Genomic DNA, 18,929 nt, shown 5'->3' with positions numbered 1-18,929 from the left:
CACTTCGAAGACGAATCGCGTAAACGAGGCATGGAAGACTCAAGCCTCGGTTTTAACGAATAGGTTGTATTAGCTCAAACCAGAGCTGAGAGTTTCCTCAGGCAGCATGCAATTAAATTTAACAGTCCTCAGTGAGCTATGAGCAGCCATTACCTAGAATTTTCTGTGGCGGAAGCTGGAATACATCATCAGGTAGCGTTTAAGGTTGCGCAGTGTCATCAATTTCATCAGTGTCTGCGGGCTCATCTTTTTATTACGGATATAGTAGAGGGTGAACAGCTGATATTTTTTACTCGACGCGTCGAGCTTACCTTTGTGCTTCCGGTAAAAATCCAGATAGCCTGCAAACTTGCGTCCTGAGCAGGTGATGCGAACCTCGCCATGATTGACATAAAGCACCTGAGTGATCACCTCCAGTTTGAAAGGATCGCCATAGGTTTCTGCCAGCCGATAAAAGGCATCATAATCCTGGGCGGCAGTCAGACTCTCATCGAAAAGAACCTGCTGCATCCGGTTGGTTAAAGTCAGCATCTGGTTGCCGATAATATTCCGCTTATCAAACAGGCTCTTTTTATAGGCTGGTTTCGGGTAAACCTGCAATTCATCAGGGTGGTGATACCCGGTACTGTCGCAGAGGTAATCATTGGCATACAAAAATCCATGCTGCTGGAGTTTATGCTGACAGGCAAGAAATGAGGACAGACGTGTTGGCAACCATTCATCATCATCGTCCAGACCCGTTATCAGATACCCCTTTGCCAGCCGTATCGCCTGATTCCGCACCGCACAGGCACCGGAATTAAATTCATTGCGGATATACGTAATACGCGGGTCGTTCAGATCGGTGATGTACGCCTGTAGTTGCTGAAATGATGAAGAGAAATCATCGATGATGATCAGTTCCCAGTGCGTATAGTCTTGTTTAAGGACTGACTGAATAGCCCGAATCGTCAGAGCTTCTCGGTTCCATGTGGGCATATAGACAGAGATGAGCGGCCTCGATGACAGTGTGTCATCCGCGAAGTTTTCCTGTTCCGTCATTGCCCCGGTAAAACTGGCTGCGCGGATGTTACTCGCAGAAAAGTCCGCACCGGTACAGTCTGCATGACTGAAGATTGCCCCTTCGATTTGACAGTGGCTAAGGTTTGCTCCATTCAGTGAGGAATAAGAGAAATCGGTCTCTCGGAGATCGCTGAACGACAGATCGCTACCGGCTAAATTAATATTGCGCAAGTTGAGTCTCCGCAGATCCATAAACCGCAAGTCGGCACCTGACATATCCGATTGATGGCGTGGATTTAAAAAGATATTTTTTTGATATTTCAGAAGTTTTTTTTGAATTGTTTTTTTGCTGTTCATGTTCAGCTTACGGCGAGTACCGATGAAAATTCAGGAGTGCAGTTAAGCACTCTCCTTATCTTCCTGCAATCGATCTCATTCATTTTCGGAAATGTACCCAAAGATAAATTGACGTTCATTAACACTTTCTCACACCCTCATCCAGGCGGTGTTTGCCCTTGATAACTACTCCCTTTGTAAGTATCACCGCAAATGAATCATTCACTTTTAATGATCTTTCGACATACTGATTATGTTTCCTAAAGAGATTTTTATGCGCAACGTCCGCTCCTGAAACGGAGCAAACAGTCAGATTAGGTATGGCTTTTTGCCATAATTGTGTCAGTTCAAATCTGAGCTAATACAAATTCGCCATGCTTTACTCTCCTTTTACCAGTCGGCATCTACAGAAGATCGCTTTCTTATTTATATTTATCAAAGAATTATGTAGTTCGTCGTGTTTTTGGCAGGCCATTCGATTGGGAGTCCTCACTTAAGTAATCTTGTTCAATCCACTTCGATGTCTTTTGTACTTAAAGCCGCCTTCCGGCGGCTGCGAATGTTACTCGTCCTCAGGCTCCAGAGAGTATTTTTTAAAGCGGATAATCTCTTCACCTGCCCATTCGTTCAGCTCCATGAAGCGCGACTGTAACGGGCTGAGTTCGTTACGCACAAAGACCTTCGCGACCTTCTCAACGTCGCCGAGTGAGCCGACATTCTCGGGCTTGCCTCCCATGAGCTGGAACGGGATGCGATGTGCATCGAGCATATCGGCGGCGCTCACTTTCTTGATGTTAAAAAAATCATCCTTTGTGGCAACTTCGCTCAGCGGCACGATTTTAATCCCGTCAGCTTTGCCGTTCGGCGCGTAAAAAAACAGGTTCTTAAAATTCCCGAGCCCCTTCGAATCACGCATCGCCTTGCGCAGCGCTTCGACGTCAGTGCTGCTTTGCGCGGCGTCGGTCACATACATGATGTACCCGGCGTGCGCCCCGTTCTGATAATACTTGCGGCGGAACAGCGTCGCGGATTCATTCAGCCAGGCGGAATTGAGTGCGCTCAGGTATTCCGGCAGGCCGTAGAGTTCCTGATTTATGTCCGGCTCCAGCAGGTGAAACACCGAGCCGGGGGCGAACTGATGCGCCTGCGCGAATGACTGAATGTACCAGTAAGCATCATCCTCGACGCCGCGCCGGGTGTATTTGGCCGGTGAGGTCTCAAATTTGACGGCCTTGCCGCTCAGGCTGCGGCGCATTTCGAGAAAGGCGTTACCGAAGACCAGAAAATCGAGCACGAAGCGGCTAAAGTCCTGCCGGGATAATTTCGGGTGCGGAATGTAGGTCGACACCAGAATATTACGCTTCACGTAAATCGGTGAGCTGTGGTGCACGGCGGCTCGCATACTTTTCGCCAGCCCCGAGAAACTCACCGGCGGCTCGTACCACTGGCCGTTATCGACGCATTCCACGTAATCGAGAATATCGCGCCGGTCGAGCACCGCCGTCGGCTCGCCGAAGGTGAACGCTTCCATGCTCTGAGCGGGCGCGGCGGTGTGCTGGCGTGGCTTCGCGGTGTACGGGTTTTTCTTGCTGCGTTTGCTCATTAATAAAACTCCATAATCGAGGATGACGGCTGACCGCTGGCGGCGGTCAGGGGCTCGTTAATTAAGACGTGCATGGTTGCCCATGCCAGATCGGCATGACTCGCTTCCTCGGTGCGGCTGGCCTCATAGGTGGCGCTGCGCCCGCTGCTGGTCATGGTTTTTCGGATAGACATAAACGACTGCGTGAGGTCGGTTGCGCCGACGTCATATTCGAGACAGCCGCGCGTGATGGTGTCTTTGGCTTTCAGCACCATCGCGGTCTTCATTTCCGGGGTGTAGCGGATTTCACGCGCGGCCGGGTAGAACGAGCGCACGAGCTGGAAGACCCCCTGACCGAGCCCGGTCGCATCGATGCCGATATACTCGACGTTATATTTCAGCGTCAGCTCGCGGATGGATTCGGCCTGCTGCGCGAAGTCCATGCCTTTCCACTGGTGACGCTCAAGGATGCGGAATTTGCCCCCGGCGACCACCGGCGGCGCGATAACCACGCACCCGGCACTGTCGCCGCGTAATGACGGGTCATAGCCGACCCATACAGGGCGGTGACCGAATGGCCGGTCGGCGAACGGCGCGACGTCCTCCCATTTCTCCAGACTGTCGACCATGCAGCGCTGCAATTCCTCGAACGGGAAGACCGACGCTTTATCGTCGACGAACTCGCACATAAACAGATTACGGAAGTCATCGACGCTGTTTTCGCGGCGCAGGGTGTCGATATTAAACAGGGTACAGCCTTTGGCGAGGGCATCCTCAAGGGTGACAATCTGCCGCCACTGGCCGTCCGGGCAGGCGACGCCCTTCGCCAGTGCGGCGTGCGTGATATCGATGTCGACGCGCTCGCTGGCGTTGGACCGGCCACGGTTGAATTGTTCCCCTGACCAGAACGGATAAGCCCCGTGCGCCAGTGAAGACGGTGTCGAAAAATAGGTGGTGCGCAGGTGCTCCTGCGATGACATCCCGGAGGAGACTTTTTTCAGTTGCTGGAAGTTGGGGATCCAGAAAATTTCATCGACGTACAAATCACCGTTATGGCTTTGCGCAGTGTTGGAGTTGGTGCCGAGAAAAATCAGCTTCGCGCCGTTGTTGCCGATGACAATCGGGTCGCCGGTGAGCTCAACCTCGGCCAGCTTCGCAAACTGGATGATGTACTCGCGGAACACGTAAGCCTGCGTTTTACTGGCCGACAGGAAAATCTGGTTATTGCCGGTCTTCAGCGCCCGCATCAGCGCCTCGCGGGCAAAATAAAACGTCGCGCCAATCTGGCGGGATTTGAGGATATGGCGAATACGGTGCGCCAGTCCGGCGCGGTACCAGTCGAGCTGATAGTCGAATGACTGGTTGAGGAAAATGTCCTCCAGTTTTTCGATGGCTTCATCGCTGAAAAAGTTCTTTTTCGGCTTCTTCTTCTCGCCTTTGTTGCGGTTGGCGACGTTGGGGTTTAAATCCGCCTCGTTGCCGGTCTGGCCGTAGCGGTTCACCCGCGCCAGACGCTCCATCTGTCGCGCCAGAAAATCAGCGACCTTGAAATCATGTGCCGTCAGGTCGGGCTTTGCATACAGCTGGATAAGTCGTGCTTCGAGTGTGGTTTCGACGCGTGTCAGGGGCGCGGTCGCTTCCCACTGGTCGCGCTGTTTCCAGCTCTGCACCGTGGGGCGTTTGGTCTGCAACATCTCCGAGATTTGCGGCACGGAAAAGCCCTGCCAGAACAGCAGCGCCGCCTGTCGTCGCGGGTCGCTCAGGAGTGTGGTCTCAGTGGTGATGGTCATGTTTGCCTCGCCGTGGTTGATACAGGGCAAGGCTAAAGAAACAGGGGCGGTGAATCGCTAAAGCCCTGTTGTGTCAGGGGTACGCCATCCGCAATCGATAGCCGCTGCGGGGGTGAGTCGGGAAACTAAGCCTGACCCGAAAACCCAACCTCAGGACACCTGACTCATGGCAAAAAAAGCCTCCAAAATCTCGAAATGGTTTCGCATCGGCGTCGAGGGTGACACCTGCGACGGTCGCGTCATCAGCGCCTCCGACATTCAGGAAATGGCCGACACCTTTGACCCGCGTGTCTACGGTTGCCGCATTAATCTCGAACATATCCGCAGCATCAACCCCGACGGTCAGTACGGCCGCTATGGCGACGTTGCCGAGGTGAAAGCCGAAGTCATCGATGATGACTCAGCGCTGAAAGGCAAACTGGCGTTGTTTGGCAGAATCACCCCGCTCGATAACCTCATCGACATGGTGGCGAAAGGCCAGAAGGTTTACACCTCGATGGAAATTCGCCCGAACTTCGCCAACTCCGGCAAGTGCTACCTCACCGGGCTGGCTGTCACCGATGACCCGGCGAGCCTCGGCACTGAGTACCTCGAATTTTGCAGCCGTGCCACGGCAAACCCGCTGAACGGCAAGAAAGAGCAGCCGGGCGACCTGTTTTCGGTGGCGACCCTCGCCGAGCTGGAGTTTGAAGACCAGCCCGAAACCCTGCTCAACAAGCTGACCGACACCGTCAAAACCATTTTCAGCCGCAAGCAACAGAGCGATGACGCCCGTTTCGCCGACGTGCATGAAGCGGTGACGTCCATCGCCGAACGTGTACAGACCGGCGACGACGCGACTGAAGCCCGTTTTGCTGCGCTGCAAACAGAACTCGAGATCCTGAAGCAGGACGTCGCCGCGCAGGGGAATGAAACGGCGCAGCAGTTCAGCACCATCAAAACCACCCTGGACAAAACCGAAAGCATCAAACAGCCGCGTCGCCTGCTGAGCACCGGCGGTGATGCGGCGGATGTGACGCTGACCGACTGCTGATTTACCCATTTCAAACAGGATAAAAATCAATGCGTAAAGAGACCCGTTTTAAATTCAATAAATACCTGAGCCGCCTTGCCGAGCTGAACGGCGTGGAGGTGCCGGACCTCGATAAAAAATTCAACGTCGAGCCGTCCGTCACGCAGAAACTCTTCGACAAAATCCAGCAGTCGTCCTCGTTCCTGCAACTCATCAACATGGTGACCGTGGGCGAGCTGACCGAGGAAAAAGTCGGCATCGATGTCACCGGCACTATCGCCAGCACCACCGACACCGACGGCGGTACCGAGCGTAAAACGGCGGACTTCTCGAAGCTGGACGCATTCCGCTACTTCTGCAAACCGGTCAACTTCGATTACAACCTGAAGTACAACAAGCTCGACCTGTGGGCGCGATTTGAAGATTTTCAGATCCGTATTCGCAACGCCATCATCAAGCGTCAGGCACTGGACTACATCACCATCGGCTTTAACGGCACGAGCCGCGCCCCCACCTCCGACCGCACGAAAAACCCGTTGCTTCAGGACGTGGCGGTCGGCTGGCTGCAAAAGTACCGCAACGATGCGCCAGAGCGCGTGATGTCACACGTCGTCGATGATGACGGTACGGTCATTTCCGACACGATTAAAGTCGGCAAGGGCGGGCATTACGCCAACCTCGACGCGCTGGTGATGGATGCGCACGAATCCCTGATTGAAGAGATCCACCGCGAAAACCCGGAAATGGTGGTCATCTGCGGCCGTCGCATCCTGACCGACAAATATTTCCCGATGATTAACAAGTTTCAGGCCAACAGCGAACAGCTCGCCGCAGAGCTGATTGTCAGCCAGAAAACCATCGGCCAGCTTCAGGCGGTGCGTGCGCCGTTCTTCCCGGCGAACAGCGTCTTTATCACCACGCTGGATAACATTTCCATCTACCTGTACGAAGACGGCCACCGCCGCCACATCGTCGAAAACCCGAAACTCGACCAGGTGGAAAACTACGAGCAGGTAAAAGTCGATTTCGTTATCGAGGATTACGCGGCCGGCTGCCTGATTGAAAACATCGAAATCCTCGAGCAGGACGAAGAGGCCACCCCGGAAGCGGCGAGCGCGAAAGTGTTTGCGACCGAAATGGTGAAAGCCATGCAGGCGCTGACAGCCGGGGTTGTCACTCAACATGCAGACGCCCCAAAGGCTGACGCGCATACCGACGGCGGGGAGGCGTAACCGATGGCGAGCCCCGCACGGCGTCACGCGATGCGGGTCTCGGCCGAACAGGCATCGCAGCGGGAACAGCACCCGCTGCGCCATGCCACGGCTTACGAGCAAATGCTCGTGAAGCTGGCCGCAGACCGCAGGACGCTTTCACAAATCCATTCCCGGGAACGCAAGGCAGAGAAAAAGCGCGAGCTGCTGCCGTTTTACCTGCCGTGGGTGACCGGCGTGCTCGAGACCGGCACCGGGGCGCAGGATGACATCCTGATGACCGTGCTGCTGTGGCGTCTCGATGCCGGAGATATTCCCGGCGCGATTGAGATTGCCCGCTACGCGCTGCGTTTTGGCCTGTCGATGCCCGACGGTCATGCGCGTACCGCGCCGTACATGCTGGCCGAAGAAGTGGCGCTGGCCGCACTTCGCGCCCGCGCGGCCAGTCAGCCGGTGGACGTGCAGCCGCTCCTGACCGTTATCGAGATGACCCGCTCCGCCGATATGCCTGACGAGGTTCGCGCCCGCCTGCATAAGGTCGCCGGTCTTATCCAGCGGGACGCCGGGCTGCTGAATGAGGCGATGACGCACCTGCAACGCGCCATTCAGCTCGATGACAGTTGCGGGGTGAAAAAAGACATCGAGCGCCTCGGCCGGGAGCTGAAGCCGAAACCTGTCGCCCCGGTGAAGAAAACCCCGCCGAAGCCCGCGAAAAAGGCCACCAAAAAAACAACCGATTCACCGGCGAAACGGGGGCGTGGTCGCCCGAGGAAAGTCGCCGGTTAACAGAATGCGCCCCGCGCCGGGCGGCACGCTGGCCGAGGCAGGTGTTTCACCTGAGCAGAGGCCAGCGTCCACCGCCCACCTATTTCAGAGGTAGTCATGACGACGCTTGTAGTCAGTAACCCGGCACGACCGCGCGAGCCGCTGGTCATTCCGCCGGTGCCGGACGATGAACCGGTGATAAAAAACACCGGCTTTTTCCCGGACGTTGACCCGAAGCGCGTGCGGGAAGAAATGCGCCTCGAGCAGACGGTTTCCCCTGTGCGTCTGCGCCGGGCGATTAAGGCCGGAATGGCCGAAACCAACGCCGAGCTGCGCGACTGGCGCGACCTTCAGCTCGGGGCTGGTCATGCCACGCTCGCGGAGGTGCCGACCGATGAGCTCGACGGTGAAAGCGTGCGCGTTTTCCACTATTTCAACGCCGTGTGTGCGATGACCACCGCCACGCTCTATGAGCGCTATCGTGGGGTGGATGCGAGCGCCAAAGGTGACAAAAAGGCCGACAGCATCGACAGCACCATCGATGAGCTGTGGCGGGATATGCGCTGGTCAGTGGCGCGTATTCAGGACAAAGCCCGCTGCATCGTGGGGCAAATCTGATGAATGTCATCGCGCAGCAGGGCGACACCCTCGACGCCCTGTGTCATCGCCATTACGGCCGCACTGAGGGCGTTGTCGAGGCGGTGCTCGCCGCTAATCCGGGTCTGGCTGAGCTTGGGGCCATTCTGCCGCACGGCACGTGCATCAGCCTGCCGGTCGTCGACACCGCGGCCGTCACGGAGACCCTTAACCTGTGGGATTAACGATGGAAAAAATCACAACGTTTCTGACGTACTGGTTTTCCGTGGCGCTGGCCTATTTCGGCACGCAGACCCCGGAAAAACTCGCGCTGTATGTCGGCGGTGGGTGTGCCATTTTCACCGCGCTGGTGAATTTCTGGTACCGCCGCCAGACCTACCGCTATCTCGTTGCGGCCGGAATCGACAAGGGGGTGATCCGTGGCCTCAGTCGTTAAACGTTGCAGTGTGGCCGTCGTGCTGGCGCTGGCGGCACTGGTGCCTGATTTTCGTCTGCTGAATACCTCGCCGGACGGTCTCGCCCTGATTGCAGACCTTGAGGGGTGCCGTCTGCGCCCCTACCAGTGCAGCGCGGGCGTGTGGACATCAGGCATTGGCCACACTGCCGGGGTGGTACCCAAACGCATTATCACCGAACACGACGCCGCGGTGAATCTGGTCGCCGACGTGCTCAATACTGAGCGACGGCTGGCGGTGTGCGTGCCGGGGAAGATGCCGCAGCCGGTCTATGACTCGCTCGTCAGTTTCGCCTTTAACGTTGGCACGGGTGCGGCCTGTCGCTCGACGCTGGTCTCGTTAATTAAGCGTCAGAAGTGGGCGCAGGCGTGCAACCAGCTCACCCGCTGGGTGTACGTGAACGGCGTCAGGAATACCGGACTTGAAAACCGTCGCGCCCGCGAATGGTCGCGCTGTATACAGGGGGCAAAATGAAAACACTGATGATTTTACTGGCTGTGGCCGGGCTGGCGCTGGTCTGGCTGAAGCATGAAAACAGCAAGCTCAGCCGCGCGTTTACCCGCGCGAATGACGTCGCCAGCGCCCAGAAACGCACTATCACCATGCTGAAAGACCAGCTCCTCACCGCGCAGCGCCTGAGTGCGGACAATGACCGGGCGCAGGTGCAACTGCGCCAGAAACTCGCCGCAGCCGGAACGCGGGCCGCGCGTCGGGAGCGAACCATGACGAGGCTACTCAATGAAAACGAGGATTTACGCCGCTGGTACAGCGCTGAGCTGCCTGCTGCTGTGCGCAGCCTGCACCGACGCGCCCCCTGCATCGCAGCAGGTCGTTGTGCTGAACGCCTGCCCGAGAGTCAGCCTGTGTCCGATGCCGGGCAGTGACCCGTTAACCAATGGCGACCTGAGCGCCGACATTCGCCAGCTCGAGACCGCGCTCGAAAGCTGTGCGCTTCAGGTCGAAACGATTAAAGCCTGTCAGGATAAAACTGATGTTCAAACCGAAGAGTCTGCGCAACGCCTTAACTGATGCCGTGCCGGTGCTGAAAGCGAACCCCGACATGATGCGCATTTTTATCGATAACGGGAAACTGGCCTCCACGCTTGCGACATCGCTGTCGTTTGAAAATCAGTACACGCTCAACGTAGTGGTTACCGATTTTCCGGGCGATATTGATTTGATCCTCGTGCCGATTCAGGCATGGCTGCGGGTCCAGCAGGCCGACATCATGACCACGGACGAGGGCCGCAAACGGGGCTTCATCTACGAGGCTGACATCAACAACGATGACAGCATCGACCTCAGCATCAGCCTGTTACTGACCGAGCGCACCATCGTCAAAGAAGTCGGGGCCGAGCTGCACATCGAGCACGCGGCCGAACCGCAACCGCCAGAGCCGGTAACCCGCCCGATGAAGCTGTATGTTCACGGCGAGCTTGTGAGCGAATGGGATGAATGAATTTAAGCCCTTTGATGACCGGCTGGCCGGGCTGATTGCGGCGCTGTCACCGGCGAGTCGTCGACGGATGGCCACTGATATCGCGAAGACGCTGCGCACCCGACAGCAGCGCCGTATCAAAACGCAAAAAGCCCCGGATGGCACCCCATATGCCGCCAGAAAACGCCAGCCGGTCAGGGCCAAAAAGGGTCGGGTAAAGCGGGAGATGTTCGCGAAGCTGCGCACTAACCGTTTTATGAAAGCAACCGGGAGATATGATGCGGCCGTGGTGGAGTTTACTGGCAAGGTGCAGCGTATAGCGAAGGTGCATCATTACGGGTTGAAAGACCGACCAAACCCGCATAGTCCGGGCGTGCAATATTCGGAACGTGACTTACTTGGATTCAATCAGAGCGATGAATCACTTATTAAACATTTGATAATTAAAAATCTCGGGTGAAGTTGGATTGACATGACCACAAGGGTTTTAAGATACTACTCATACTAACATTGGATCATGATCTTGAGGTTGGAACAATTAACTCGAGCATTGTTTTTTAAGTAAAACATCTTTGTTTCCATATAGATCTGTCTAATATGTTGTTGGGAGTGCATATCCATTTTGGACAAATAATGATATGCCGTCATTTTAAATTACTATATGGAGTTTAGTTGTGGATTATTTTGGCATGGCGGAAAAGCATTTTAATGACATAAGAAGAAATGAAGATTACCCACTCCTTTATGATTTATTTATAAGAAAACTCCCTCAATTTGAAGATTGGATGACAGATCAAAAAATCACTAAAGAGATGATGTTTCAACACGGATTGGCTAGATTCATAATTTCAGATGTGATGCTCTATTGCTGTCATCAACAGAATGATTATCTCCTATGGGATGATGGAGCAATGGATTTCAGAGAAAGAAAAAAATCTGGTTGGATAAAAGAATACACTGCTTTCACCCCATACTTCATCTGGCTGCAAAAACATGTGTGTGATAGTGAATATAGAACTATAAAAAATACGTTTTGTATTAATTCATTCAAGAATGGCCACCATTATTTTATGGATGAGGTGCCATTAAGAAACGTTGGAGGTCAACGTGTTCAAAAAGCCTATTTATCTGGAAAGTTACTTGATTTTGTTTCTCTTGATTCTCTTGTTCTTGTGCAACCTTTTAACAATAAACATCTTTACATTTACTGTTCATCGGCTATTAATTTTAAAATTATTGGTGGCGTAGCCTTCCTTAAATTTAGAGAGTGCAAGCTTTCAGAAATACAACCTAATCACAATGGAATTACTTTAGAAAGTGGAAGTTTCCAGGAACTGTCATTCACAAGGTGTCAGGTTGATTTGAAGTTGGTATCAGCGAATATGATGCATATGACCGTTAACAATTGTAATCTTAAAGTTATATGCGATTTCGCTCGATTCGATAGCCAATGCCACTTTGTTTATGATCGAGTTGATAAGTACTCATATCAATCAGAGAGTGAGTTTTATACAGAGGTTATAAATCTGTTTAGTGAATCCAATGACTACTCTCTGGCTGGAGAATATTATTATAAAAAACGAAAAGCAATGATGCTTGAGTCTTTGCAACCTTGGAAGGGATTTAGGAATGCTACTTTCAGAATGAGTAAAAAGGAAAGAAAATTATTTAGATTGAAAAAGTTTTTTAGTGGTTTTTCAGATGTGTTTAATTATCTTTGCTGGGGGTTTGGCGAAAAGCCATCAAGAACGTTGGTGATATCTTTAGCAGTAATTTTACTATCTACGGGGATGTATTATTTTAATGAAAACACAACCACAGATACCATAGTTGAATCTTTATACTTCAGTGTCGTTTCATTCACCACTTTAGGATTTGGTGATATTACGCAAAAAAGTAGTTTTCTGCGTTTATTTTCAGCATTTGAATCGCTTTCAGGCTTGGTGCTTATGGGCCTTTTCCTTGCGGGTTATGCATCTAAGACAAAGCGATATTAAAGTGTAATCTTAAACATCTTATATTCCGATTGTTGTGCCATTCTCCACAAGACTCCGTTCGATTGCCGCCTCAACTCTCCGGCGGCATCCTTTCCCGCATGAAAACTCAATCCACTCTTCAGGATGTTTTGCGCCTGCTGCGCAATCTCATTCGCACCGGCGTCATCATCGAGACTGACCTCGATGCGGGCCGCTGCCGCGTGCAGACCGGCGGCATCATTACCGACTGGCTTCAGTGGCTGACGCATCGCGCCGGACGGTCGCGTACATGGTGGGCTCCCTCAGTAGGTGAGCAGGTGCTCATTCTGGCCGTGGGCGGTGAGCTCGATACGGCGTTTGTCCTGCCCGCCATTTTCTCTGATGACCATCCCGCGCCCTCGGCCTCTGCGGATGCATTTCACATTGCCTTTCCTGATGGCGCAGTTATCGAGTACGAACCTGAGACCGGGGCGCTGTCGGCGACGGGCATCACAACCGCCGAGGTTACTGCCTCGAAATCCATTACCGCCACGGTACCGGTCGTCATGATTAAGGCGTCGACTCGCGTCACGCTCGATACGCCCGAGGTGGTATGTACCAACAAGCTCATCACCGGCACGCTTGAAGTGCGTAAAGGCGGGAAGATGAGCGGTGACATCGAGCACGCAGGCGGGAAATTTACCTCCAACGGCGTGCAGGTGGATGACCATGACCACGGCGGTGTCGAACGTGGGAACAGCCGGACGGAGGGTACGAAATGACGACCCGCTACCTCGGCATGAACCGGGAGACAGGCCGGGCCATAACCGACGCTGACCATATCCGCCAGAGCGTGAGCGATATCCTGCGCACGCCTGTCGGATCGCGGGTGATGCGTCGTGATTACGGCTCGCTGCTGTCCTCCCTGATTGATATGCCGCAAAACGATGCCCTGAACCTTCAGATGATGTGTGCCTGTTATATGGCGCTGCTGAAGTGGGAGCCTCGCGTCACCATCACGTCACTGACGATTGAGCGCCAGTTTAACGGGCAGATGATTGTTGACCTGACCGGTGAAATCAAAGACTCAGCCGCCCCTTTATCCCTGATCATTCCAGTGAGTTGAACCTATGGCCATTATCGACCTGAGCCAGCTCCCCGCGCCCGACGTGGTGGAAACGCTGGATTATGAATCCATCCTCGCCGAACGTAAGGCGACCCTGATTTCGCTCTACCCGGAAGAGCAGCAGGAGGCTATCGCCCGTACACTCGCACTTGAGTCCGATCCGCTGGTGAAATATCTGGAAGAAAATTCATACCGCGAAGTGTTATGGCGTCAGCGAGTGAACGAGGCCGCGCTGGCTGTCACGCTGGCGTACGCCGAAAACAACGACCTCGATGTGATGGCCGCGAACACCAATACCGCCCGCCTGATTATCACCCCGGCCGACGACAGCACCATCCCGCCGACACCGGCGGTCATGGAGTCCGACACGGATTTTCGTCTGCGGGCGCAACAGGCTTTTGAGGGCTTAAGCGTCGCGGGGCCGGTGGGGGCGTATGAGTTTCACGGCCGCAGTGCTGACGGTCGGGTCGCTGACATTTCCGTCATCAGTCCTGAGCCTGCGTGCGTGACCATTTCCGTGCTTTCCCGAGAGGATAACGGAGCTGCATCGGATGCGCTGCTGACCGTGGTGCGTAACGCACTTAACGACGAAGACGTCAGACCGGTTGCCGACCGGGTGACTGTCCAGTCGGCGGAGATTATTCACTACACCATAGACGCGACGCTCTTCATTTTTCCTGGCCCGGAAAGCGAACCCATCCGCGCCGCAGCAGAAGCAAAACTGAAAGCCTACATCAGCGCTCAGCACCGGCTCGGGCGTGACATTCGTCAGTCTGCCATTTACGCCGCCCTGCATGTTGAAGGGGTGCAGCGGGTCGAGCTGGTGGCCCCGGCCGCAGACATCGTGCTCGATAAAACGCAGGCGTCTTTCTGCTCGGATTATCACATCAGGCTCGGGGGCTCGGATGAGTGAGGCACGTCTCCTGCCGGTCGGGTCATCACCGCTGGAGGTGGCCGCCGCCCGTGCCTGTGCGGAAATCGAAAACACCCCGATCCCGTTACGCCGCTTATGGAACCCTGACACCTGCCCGGTGAATCTGCTGCCGTGGCTCGCCTGGGCGTATTCCGTTGACCGCTGGGACAGTGACTGGCCGGAAGAGACCAAACGCGACGTGATTCGGGCAGCTTTTTTCATTCACCGGCGTAAAGGCACCATTGGCGCAGTGCGGCGCGTGGTCGAGCCGCTGGGGTATGTGATTAACGTGACGGAGTGGTGGGAAACCAGTGACCCGCCCGGTACCTTTCGACTCGACATTGGTGTGCTGGAAACTGGCATCACCGAGGAAATGTATCTCGAGATGGAGCGCCTCATCGCCGATGCCAAACCAGCCAGTCGTCACCTTCTCGGGCTCAACATTATTCAGGACGTGGCCGGTTATCTCTTCGCCGGGGGCGTCAGTTATGACGGCGACATCATTACCGTGTATCCGGGCTAAGTGAGAGCAGAATGACAGTAAAATATAAAACAGTGGTCACCACGGCCGGGGCGGCAAAATTTGCGGCTGCACTGACGCCGGGTGGCAAAAAGGTCAACATCGTGGCGATGGCTGTCGGTGATGGGGGTGGCACGCTGCCCGAGCCGAACACCGGCCAGACAAAACTCATCAATGAGGTCTGGCGTCATGCGCTGAACAAAATCAGCCAGGACAACAAGAAGAAAAACTACGTGGTGGCCGAGCTGGTGATCCCGCCGGAAACGGGTGGTTTCTGGTTGCGTGAAATGGGGTTGTACGATGACACCGGCACGCTGGTCGCCGTCGGCAATATGGCCGAGAGCTACAAGCCAAAACTGGAAGAAGGTTCCGGCAGGGCGCAGACCCTGCGCATGGTGATTATCCTGTCTGACCTCGAGTCTGTCGAGCTTGCTATCGACTCATCAATGGTGATGGCAACGCAGGACTATGTTGACGACAAAATTGCGGAGCACGAACAATCGCGCCGCCATCCTGACGCCACGCTGAAAGAGAAAGGGTTTACCCAGCTCAGCAGCGCCACCGACAGCGCGTCTGAGGCGCTCGCTGCGACACCGAAAGCGGTGAAGGCGGCATATGACCTCGCCAAAGGCAAATACACGGCTCAGGACGCGACCACGGCGCAAAAAGGTATCGTGCAGCTCAGTAGCGCAACCGACAGCACGTCTGAAGCACTGGCCGCGACGCCAAAGGCGGTAAAAGCGGCGAATGACAATGCTAATGGTCGCGTGCCTGCCACCCGCAAGGTGAACGGCAAAGCGCTGAATGGCGACATCAGTGTCACTTCGCAGGATATTTTCAACGGCCAGAGCACGGAAATCGGTGCAAATCAGAACCTCGACACTTATAAAACACCGGGCCTGTATCACCAGCCCGCGAATGCCAACGCCACGGCCGCCCTGAAATACCCGGAGAACAGCGCCGGGACGCTGATTATTTATAAAAATGCCGGAGTCACGCAGATTTATTGCGTCTACAACTCATCGCGCAGTTATTCCCGTAGCCAGTATTCCACCGGCGGCTGGACGCCGTGGACACCTGCCGACACGTTCCCGGTCGGGGCGCCTATTGCGTGGCCGTCTGACAGCATTCAGACCGGGTATGCCTTCATGCAGGGGCAAAAGTTTGATAAGGCGGTTTACCCGCTGCTGGCGATTGCTTACCCGTCAGGCGTCATTCCTGACATGCGTAACTGGACGATTAAGGGGAAACCCGCCAGCGGTCGCGCGGTGCTGTCGCAGGAGCAGGACGGGATTAAATCACACACCCATAGTGCCAGTGCGTCAGCGACGGATTTAGGTACGAAGACAAGTTCCTCATTCGACTATGGCAATAAAACGGCGGCGTCGACTGACCTAGGTACCAAAACGACGTCCTCGTTTGATTACGGCACAAAGACCACCAATAACACCGGCGCTCATACCCATACCTTCGCGAACTCGGCCAGCTCGAGTGGTACGGGTATGGCTGACGGCGGTGACCCTAAAAAACAGGATTCCACGCAGACGACCAGCAGTGCAGGCGCGCATGCGCATACTGTCGCCATTGGGGCGCATACCCATTCTGTCGTCATGGGCGGACACACTCACACCGTGCCGGTCGGGGCGCATGCGCACACCATTGTCATGGGGTCGCATACGCATGCGGTTTCCGTGGCTGCGGCGGGTAACGCCGAAAACACCGTTAAAAACATCGCATTCAACTATATCGTGAGGCTTGCATAATGACGTTCAAAATGAGCGATGTGGATCGCACCATCAGAGTTTTCAATTTAAGCGCGGACACCTGCGAATTTATCGGCACCGGGGATGCCTGGTTACCGGCGCATACCGGGTTACCCGCGAACTGTACACACATTGCACCTCCAGATATTTCCGAAGGGAGAGCGGCGGTATTCAGTCAGAATAAATGGTCTCTGGTCCGGGATTATCGCGGTGAGACCGTGTACCGGACTGACAACGGTCAGGCAGTCTTTATCACCTCCCTCGGAGATTTACCTCCTGACACAACGGTCATTGCGCCTGAAGGCGAGTTCATGCGCTGGAGCGGCAAGGCGTGGGTAAAAGATGAGGAAGCCGAATACAGCGCGGCGGTAAAAAATGCCGAAGACGAAAAGAGCCGGTTAACAGGCGTTGCCACACTCGCCATAAATGCGTTGCAGGATGCGGTTGAGCTCGAAATGGCGACCGACGATGAAAACGCATCATTGCTTGAATGGAAAAAATACCGCGTTCTGCTTAACCGCATCAATGTCAACGATGCCCCGAATATCGCGTGGCCGGTCGTACCGGAATAAGGCTGGCGGGCTCATGCCCGCTTTTTCTTTGCTCCCAGTTGTACCAACTCCTGACCAACCTGCATCAATAGCCCACCGATACCGCACATCCGAAAATAGCACTCACCCCAACCCAACGGAGTTAAACGGATGAGTGATTTTCATCACGGTGTGCAGGTCGTCGAAGTCAACGACGGCACGCGCATCATTTCCACTGTTTCCACCGCCATTGTCGGCATGGTCTGCACGGCCAGCGATGCTGATGTCGAGACCTTCCCGCTCAATGAGCCGGTGTTAATTACCAACCCGCAAAGCGTCATCGGGAAAGCCGGTACCAAAGGCACACTCGCAAGTTCACTACAGGCCATCGCTGACCAGTCAAAGCCGGTGACCATTGTCGTGCGTGTGGAAGAGGGCTCCGGCGACGATGAGGACGCGGCGCAGGCGCAGACCATTTCTAACATCATCGGCACCACCGACGAGAATGGGAAATACACCGGACTGAAAGCGCTGTTGACCGCGCAGGCGGTGACTGGCGTCAAGCCGCGTATTCTCGGCGTGCCGGGTCTCGATTCACTGGAGGTAGCGACCGCACTTGTGCCGGTGGCGCAAAAATTGCGGGCTTTCGGCTATGTCAGCGCCTGGGGCTGTAAAACCATTTCTGATGCCATCAAATATCGCGACAACTTCAGCGCCCGCGAGCTGATGGTCATCTGGCCGGATTTTCTGTCGTGGGATACCACGGCTAACGCAACGGAAACGGCATATGCCACCGCGCGAGCGCTCGGCCTGCGTGCCAAAATCGACAACGACACTGGCTGGCACAAAACCCTGTCAAACGTCGGCGTGAATGGCGTTACCGGTATCAGTGCGTCTGTGTTCTGGGATTTGCAGGAACCCGGCACCGATGCCGATCTGCTGAACGAAGCCGGGGTCACCACGCTGATCCGCAAAGACGGTTTCCGCTTCTGGGGGAACCGCACCTGCTCAGATGACCCGCTTTTCCTGTTTGAAAACTACACCCGCACCGCGCAGGTTATCGCCGACACGATGGCTGAGGCGCATATGTGGGCGGTCGATAAACCGGTGACCGCCACACTCATTCGCGACATCGTTGACGGCATCAATGCCAAATTCCGCGAGCTGAAAACCGGGGGCTATATCGTCGATGCCACCTGCTGGTTTGACGACAGCGCCAACGATAAGGAGTCGCTCAAGGCCGGGAAGCTGTATCTGGATTACGACTATACGCCGGTACCGCCGCTCGAAAACCTGACCCTGCGCCAGCGCATTACCGATAAATATCTGGCGAATCTCATCTCGTCAGTGAACAGCAAATAAGGAGCCTGAGACATGGCATTACCCCGCAAGTTAAAGCTCATGAATCTGTTTGTTGATGGCACGAACTTTCTCGGTGTCGTCCAGTCGGTGACGCTGCCAAAGCTGACCCGCAAACTCGAGAAATATCGCGGCGGCGGGATGAACGGTGCGGCCCCGGTCGACCTCGGTCTCGATGATGATGCGCTGGCGGCGGAGTTTTCCCTCGGCGGATTTCCGGATGACGTTATCTGGTCGCTCTACGCTGCGGCGACAGCCTCGGCGGTGCCGCTGCGTTTTGCTGGCTCCTACCAGCGCGACGACACTGGCGAGACGGTACCGGTCGAAGTGGTGCTGCGTGGACGTCAGAAAGAAATCGACACCGGCGACGCCAAACAGGGCGAGGACACCGAGTCGAAAATCTCGATGGACTGCACCTATTACAGGCTCACCCTCAACGGAAAGGAACTGGTCGAAATCGACACCCTGAACCTGATTGAGAAGGTCAACGGCGTCGACAAGCTCGAAGAGCATCGCCGAAACATCGGCATGTAATGTTCACCCGGTCAGCGCCGCTGGCCGGGCTTCCCTGAATA

23 protein-coding genes and 1 pseudogene are annotated in these 18,929 nt (G+C 55.0%); 20 read left to right on the top strand and 4 right to left on the bottom strand.

Annotated features, from left to right (window positions below; genetic code table 11):
• Window positions 1–153 precede the first annotated feature (153 nt).
• The 4 genes and pseudogenes from wcaA to SIK69_RS22170 all read right to left on the bottom strand — a co-directional run bounded on the left by wcaA (window position 154) and on the right by SIK69_RS22170 (window position 4,710).
• Window positions 154–1,008, bottom strand: coding sequence for a colanic acid biosynthesis glycosyltransferase WcaA (wcaA, locus tag SIK69_RS22185; RefSeq protein WP_258966383.1), 855 nt, complete (start codon window positions 1,006–1,008; stop codon window positions 154–156).
• 45 nt (window positions 1,009–1,053) lie between these two features.
• Window positions 1,054–1,278 (bottom strand): annotated as a pseudogene (locus tag SIK69_RS22180) (pentapeptide repeat-containing protein); the annotation flags it as partial.
• 622 nt (window positions 1,279–1,900) lie between these two features.
• A complete protein-coding gene (locus tag SIK69_RS22175; RefSeq protein WP_319787135.1) occupies window positions 1,901–2,941 on the bottom strand; it encodes a phage portal protein in 1,041 nt (346 codons plus the stop codon).
• Window positions 2,941–4,710, bottom strand: a complete 1,770-nt coding sequence (locus SIK69_RS22170) for a terminase ATPase subunit family protein (RefSeq protein WP_319787134.1) — start codon at window positions 4,708–4,710, stop codon at window positions 2,941–2,943. Before SIK69_RS22170 ends, SIK69_RS22175 begins: the two co-directional genes overlap by 1 nt.
• 166 nt (window positions 4,711–4,876) lie before the next feature.
• Between SIK69_RS22170 and SIK69_RS22165 the strand changes: the two genes are divergently transcribed.
• The 20 genes from SIK69_RS22165 (at window position 4,877) to SIK69_RS22070 (ending at window position 18,888) form a co-directional block, all read left to right on the top strand.
• The gene (locus tag SIK69_RS22165; RefSeq protein WP_319787133.1) at window positions 4,877–5,743 is read left to right on the top strand and encodes a GPO family capsid scaffolding protein; all 867 of its coding nucleotides are present in this window, start codon (window positions 4,877–4,879) and stop codon (window positions 5,741–5,743) included.
• Between the two features lie 29 nt (window positions 5,744–5,772).
• A complete protein-coding gene (locus SIK69_RS22160) occupies window positions 5,773–6,954 on the top strand; it encodes a phage major capsid protein, P2 family (protein ID WP_159757862.1) in 1,182 nt (393 codons plus the stop codon).
• 3 nt (window positions 6,955–6,957) lie between these two features.
• Complete coding sequence (locus SIK69_RS22155; RefSeq protein ID WP_159757865.1) at window positions 6,958–7,719, top strand: phage terminase small subunit; 762 nt, start codon at window positions 6,958–6,960, stop codon at window positions 7,717–7,719.
• A 96-nt stretch (window positions 7,720–7,815) separates the two neighbouring features.
• Window positions 7,816–8,316, top strand: a complete 501-nt coding sequence (locus SIK69_RS22150) for a head completion/stabilization protein (RefSeq protein WP_159757868.1) — start codon at window positions 7,816–7,818, stop codon at window positions 8,314–8,316.
• Window positions 8,316–8,519, top strand: a complete 204-nt coding sequence (locus SIK69_RS22145) for a tail protein X (protein ID WP_159757871.1) — start codon at window positions 8,316–8,318, stop codon at window positions 8,517–8,519. The genes SIK69_RS22150 and SIK69_RS22145 overlap by 1 nt, the downstream gene beginning before the upstream one ends.
• Window positions 8,510–8,731, top strand: coding sequence for a hypothetical protein (locus SIK69_RS22140; RefSeq protein ID WP_032634204.1), 222 nt, complete (start codon window positions 8,510–8,512; stop codon window positions 8,729–8,731). Before SIK69_RS22145 ends, SIK69_RS22140 begins: the two co-directional genes overlap by 10 nt.
• The gene (locus tag SIK69_RS22135) at window positions 8,715–9,224 is read left to right on the top strand and encodes a lysozyme (protein WP_319787132.1); all 510 of its coding nucleotides are present in this window, start codon (window positions 8,715–8,717) and stop codon (window positions 9,222–9,224) included. Before SIK69_RS22140 ends, SIK69_RS22135 begins: the two co-directional genes overlap by 17 nt.
• The gene (lysB, locus tag SIK69_RS22130; RefSeq protein ID WP_319787131.1) at window positions 9,221–9,634 is read left to right on the top strand and encodes an Rz-like lysis system protein LysB; all 414 of its coding nucleotides are present in this window, start codon (window positions 9,221–9,223) and stop codon (window positions 9,632–9,634) included. Before SIK69_RS22135 ends, lysB begins: the two co-directional genes overlap by 4 nt.
• Window positions 9,522–9,779 carry an Rz1-like lysis system protein LysC gene (gene lysC, locus SIK69_RS22125; RefSeq protein WP_319787236.1) on the top strand — a complete coding sequence of 86 codons (258 nt, stop codon included), beginning with the start codon at window positions 9,522–9,524 and terminating at the stop codon, window positions 9,777–9,779. The genes lysB and lysC overlap by 113 nt, the downstream gene beginning before the upstream one ends.
• Window positions 9,742–10,209 (top strand): phage tail protein, encoded by a 468-nt coding sequence (locus SIK69_RS22120; RefSeq protein WP_159757880.1) that lies wholly within the window; start codon window positions 9,742–9,744, stop codon window positions 10,207–10,209. Before lysC ends, SIK69_RS22120 begins: the two co-directional genes overlap by 38 nt.
• Window positions 10,202–10,648, top strand: coding sequence for a phage virion morphogenesis protein (locus tag SIK69_RS22115; protein WP_319787130.1), 447 nt, complete (start codon window positions 10,202–10,204; stop codon window positions 10,646–10,648). Before SIK69_RS22120 ends, SIK69_RS22115 begins: the two co-directional genes overlap by 8 nt.
• Window positions 10,649–10,862: 214 nt before the next feature.
• Window positions 10,863–12,185: a potassium channel family protein gene (locus SIK69_RS22110; RefSeq protein ID WP_319787129.1), complete on the top strand. Its 1,323-nt coding sequence runs from the start codon at window positions 10,863–10,865 to the stop codon at window positions 12,183–12,185.
• A 98-nt stretch (window positions 12,186–12,283) separates the two neighbouring features.
• Window positions 12,284–12,925, top strand: a complete 642-nt coding sequence (locus SIK69_RS22105; protein WP_319787128.1) for a phage baseplate assembly protein V — start codon at window positions 12,284–12,286, stop codon at window positions 12,923–12,925.
• On the top strand, window positions 12,922–13,269 hold the full coding sequence (locus SIK69_RS22100) for a GPW/gp25 family protein (protein WP_319787127.1): 348 nt from the start codon (window positions 12,922–12,924) through the stop codon (window positions 13,267–13,269). Before SIK69_RS22105 ends, SIK69_RS22100 begins: the two co-directional genes overlap by 4 nt.
• A 4-nt stretch (window positions 13,270–13,273) precedes the next feature.
• Window positions 13,274–14,182, top strand: a complete 909-nt coding sequence (locus SIK69_RS22095; RefSeq protein ID WP_319787126.1) for a baseplate assembly protein — start codon at window positions 13,274–13,276, stop codon at window positions 14,180–14,182.
• A complete protein-coding gene (locus SIK69_RS22090) occupies window positions 14,175–14,705 on the top strand; it encodes a phage tail protein I (RefSeq protein ID WP_319787125.1) in 531 nt (176 codons plus the stop codon). Before SIK69_RS22095 ends, SIK69_RS22090 begins: the two co-directional genes overlap by 8 nt.
• An 11-nt stretch (window positions 14,706–14,716) precedes the next feature.
• A complete protein-coding gene (locus SIK69_RS22085) occupies window positions 14,717–16,465 on the top strand; it encodes a phage tail-collar fiber domain-containing protein (protein WP_319787124.1) in 1,749 nt (582 codons plus the stop codon).
• Complete coding sequence (locus tag SIK69_RS22080; RefSeq protein WP_319787123.1) at window positions 16,465–17,037, top strand: tail fiber assembly protein; 573 nt, start codon at window positions 16,465–16,467, stop codon at window positions 17,035–17,037. Before SIK69_RS22085 ends, SIK69_RS22080 begins: the two co-directional genes overlap by 1 nt.
• A gap of 129 nt (window positions 17,038–17,166) precedes the next feature.
• A complete protein-coding gene (locus tag SIK69_RS22075; RefSeq protein WP_319787122.1) occupies window positions 17,167–18,357 on the top strand; it encodes a phage tail sheath protein in 1,191 nt (396 codons plus the stop codon).
• 12 nt (window positions 18,358–18,369) lie between these two features.
• Complete coding sequence (locus SIK69_RS22070; RefSeq protein WP_258989777.1) at window positions 18,370–18,888, top strand: phage major tail tube protein; 519 nt, start codon at window positions 18,370–18,372, stop codon at window positions 18,886–18,888.
• Window positions 18,889–18,929 lie beyond the last annotated feature (41 nt).

The sequence above is a fragment of the Scandinavium lactucae genome (genome assembly GCF_033843265.1).
Classification (GTDB): Bacteria; Pseudomonadota; Gammaproteobacteria; order Enterobacterales; family Enterobacteriaceae; genus Scandinavium; species Scandinavium lactucae.
This window is presented reverse-complemented; position numbering and strand designations above follow the sequence as displayed.

What these genes read in the sequence shown, in the direction of transcription:
- SIK69_RS22175 (WP_319787135.1), bottom strand. Translation starts at nt 2,941, where the DNA reads ATGAGCAAACGCAGCAAGAAAAACCCGTACACCGCGAAGCCACGCCAG.
- SIK69_RS22170 (WP_319787134.1), bottom strand. Translation starts at nt 4,710, where the DNA reads ATGACCATCACCACTGAGACCACACTCCTGAGCGACCCGCGACGACAG.
- SIK69_RS22165 (WP_319787133.1), top strand. Translation starts at nt 4,877, where the DNA reads ATGGCAAAAAAAGCCTCCAAAATCTCGAAATGGTTTCGCATCGGCGTC.
- SIK69_RS22160 (WP_159757862.1), top strand. Translation starts at nt 5,773, where the DNA reads ATGCGTAAAGAGACCCGTTTTAAATTCAATAAATACCTGAGCCGCCTT.
- SIK69_RS22155 (WP_159757865.1), top strand. Translation starts at nt 6,958, where the DNA reads ATGGCGAGCCCCGCACGGCGTCACGCGATGCGGGTCTCGGCCGAACAG.
- SIK69_RS22150 (WP_159757868.1), top strand. Translation starts at nt 7,816, where the DNA reads ATGACGACGCTTGTAGTCAGTAACCCGGCACGACCGCGCGAGCCGCTG.
- SIK69_RS22145 (WP_159757871.1), top strand. Translation starts at nt 8,316, where the DNA reads ATGAATGTCATCGCGCAGCAGGGCGACACCCTCGACGCCCTGTGTCAT.
- lysB (WP_319787131.1), top strand. Translation starts at nt 9,221, where the DNA reads ATGAAAACACTGATGATTTTACTGGCTGTGGCCGGGCTGGCGCTGGTC.
- SIK69_RS22120 (WP_159757880.1), top strand. Translation starts at nt 9,742, where the DNA reads ATGTTCAAACCGAAGAGTCTGCGCAACGCCTTAACTGATGCCGTGCCG.
- SIK69_RS22115 (WP_319787130.1), top strand. Translation starts at nt 10,202, where the DNA reads ATGAATGAATTTAAGCCCTTTGATGACCGGCTGGCCGGGCTGATTGCG.
- SIK69_RS22105 (WP_319787128.1), top strand. Translation starts at nt 12,284, where the DNA reads ATGAAAACTCAATCCACTCTTCAGGATGTTTTGCGCCTGCTGCGCAAT.
- SIK69_RS22100 (WP_319787127.1), top strand. Translation starts at nt 12,922, where the DNA reads ATGACGACCCGCTACCTCGGCATGAACCGGGAGACAGGCCGGGCCATA.
- SIK69_RS22095 (WP_319787126.1), top strand. Translation starts at nt 13,274, where the DNA reads ATGGCCATTATCGACCTGAGCCAGCTCCCCGCGCCCGACGTGGTGGAA.
- SIK69_RS22090 (WP_319787125.1), top strand. Translation starts at nt 14,175, where the DNA reads ATGAGTGAGGCACGTCTCCTGCCGGTCGGGTCATCACCGCTGGAGGTG.
- SIK69_RS22085 (WP_319787124.1), top strand. Translation starts at nt 14,717, where the DNA reads ATGACAGTAAAATATAAAACAGTGGTCACCACGGCCGGGGCGGCAAAA.
- SIK69_RS22080 (WP_319787123.1), top strand. Translation starts at nt 16,465, where the DNA reads ATGACGTTCAAAATGAGCGATGTGGATCGCACCATCAGAGTTTTCAAT.
- SIK69_RS22075 (WP_319787122.1), top strand. Translation starts at nt 17,167, where the DNA reads ATGAGTGATTTTCATCACGGTGTGCAGGTCGTCGAAGTCAACGACGGC.
- SIK69_RS22070 (WP_258989777.1), top strand. Translation starts at nt 18,370, where the DNA reads ATGGCATTACCCCGCAAGTTAAAGCTCATGAATCTGTTTGTTGATGGC.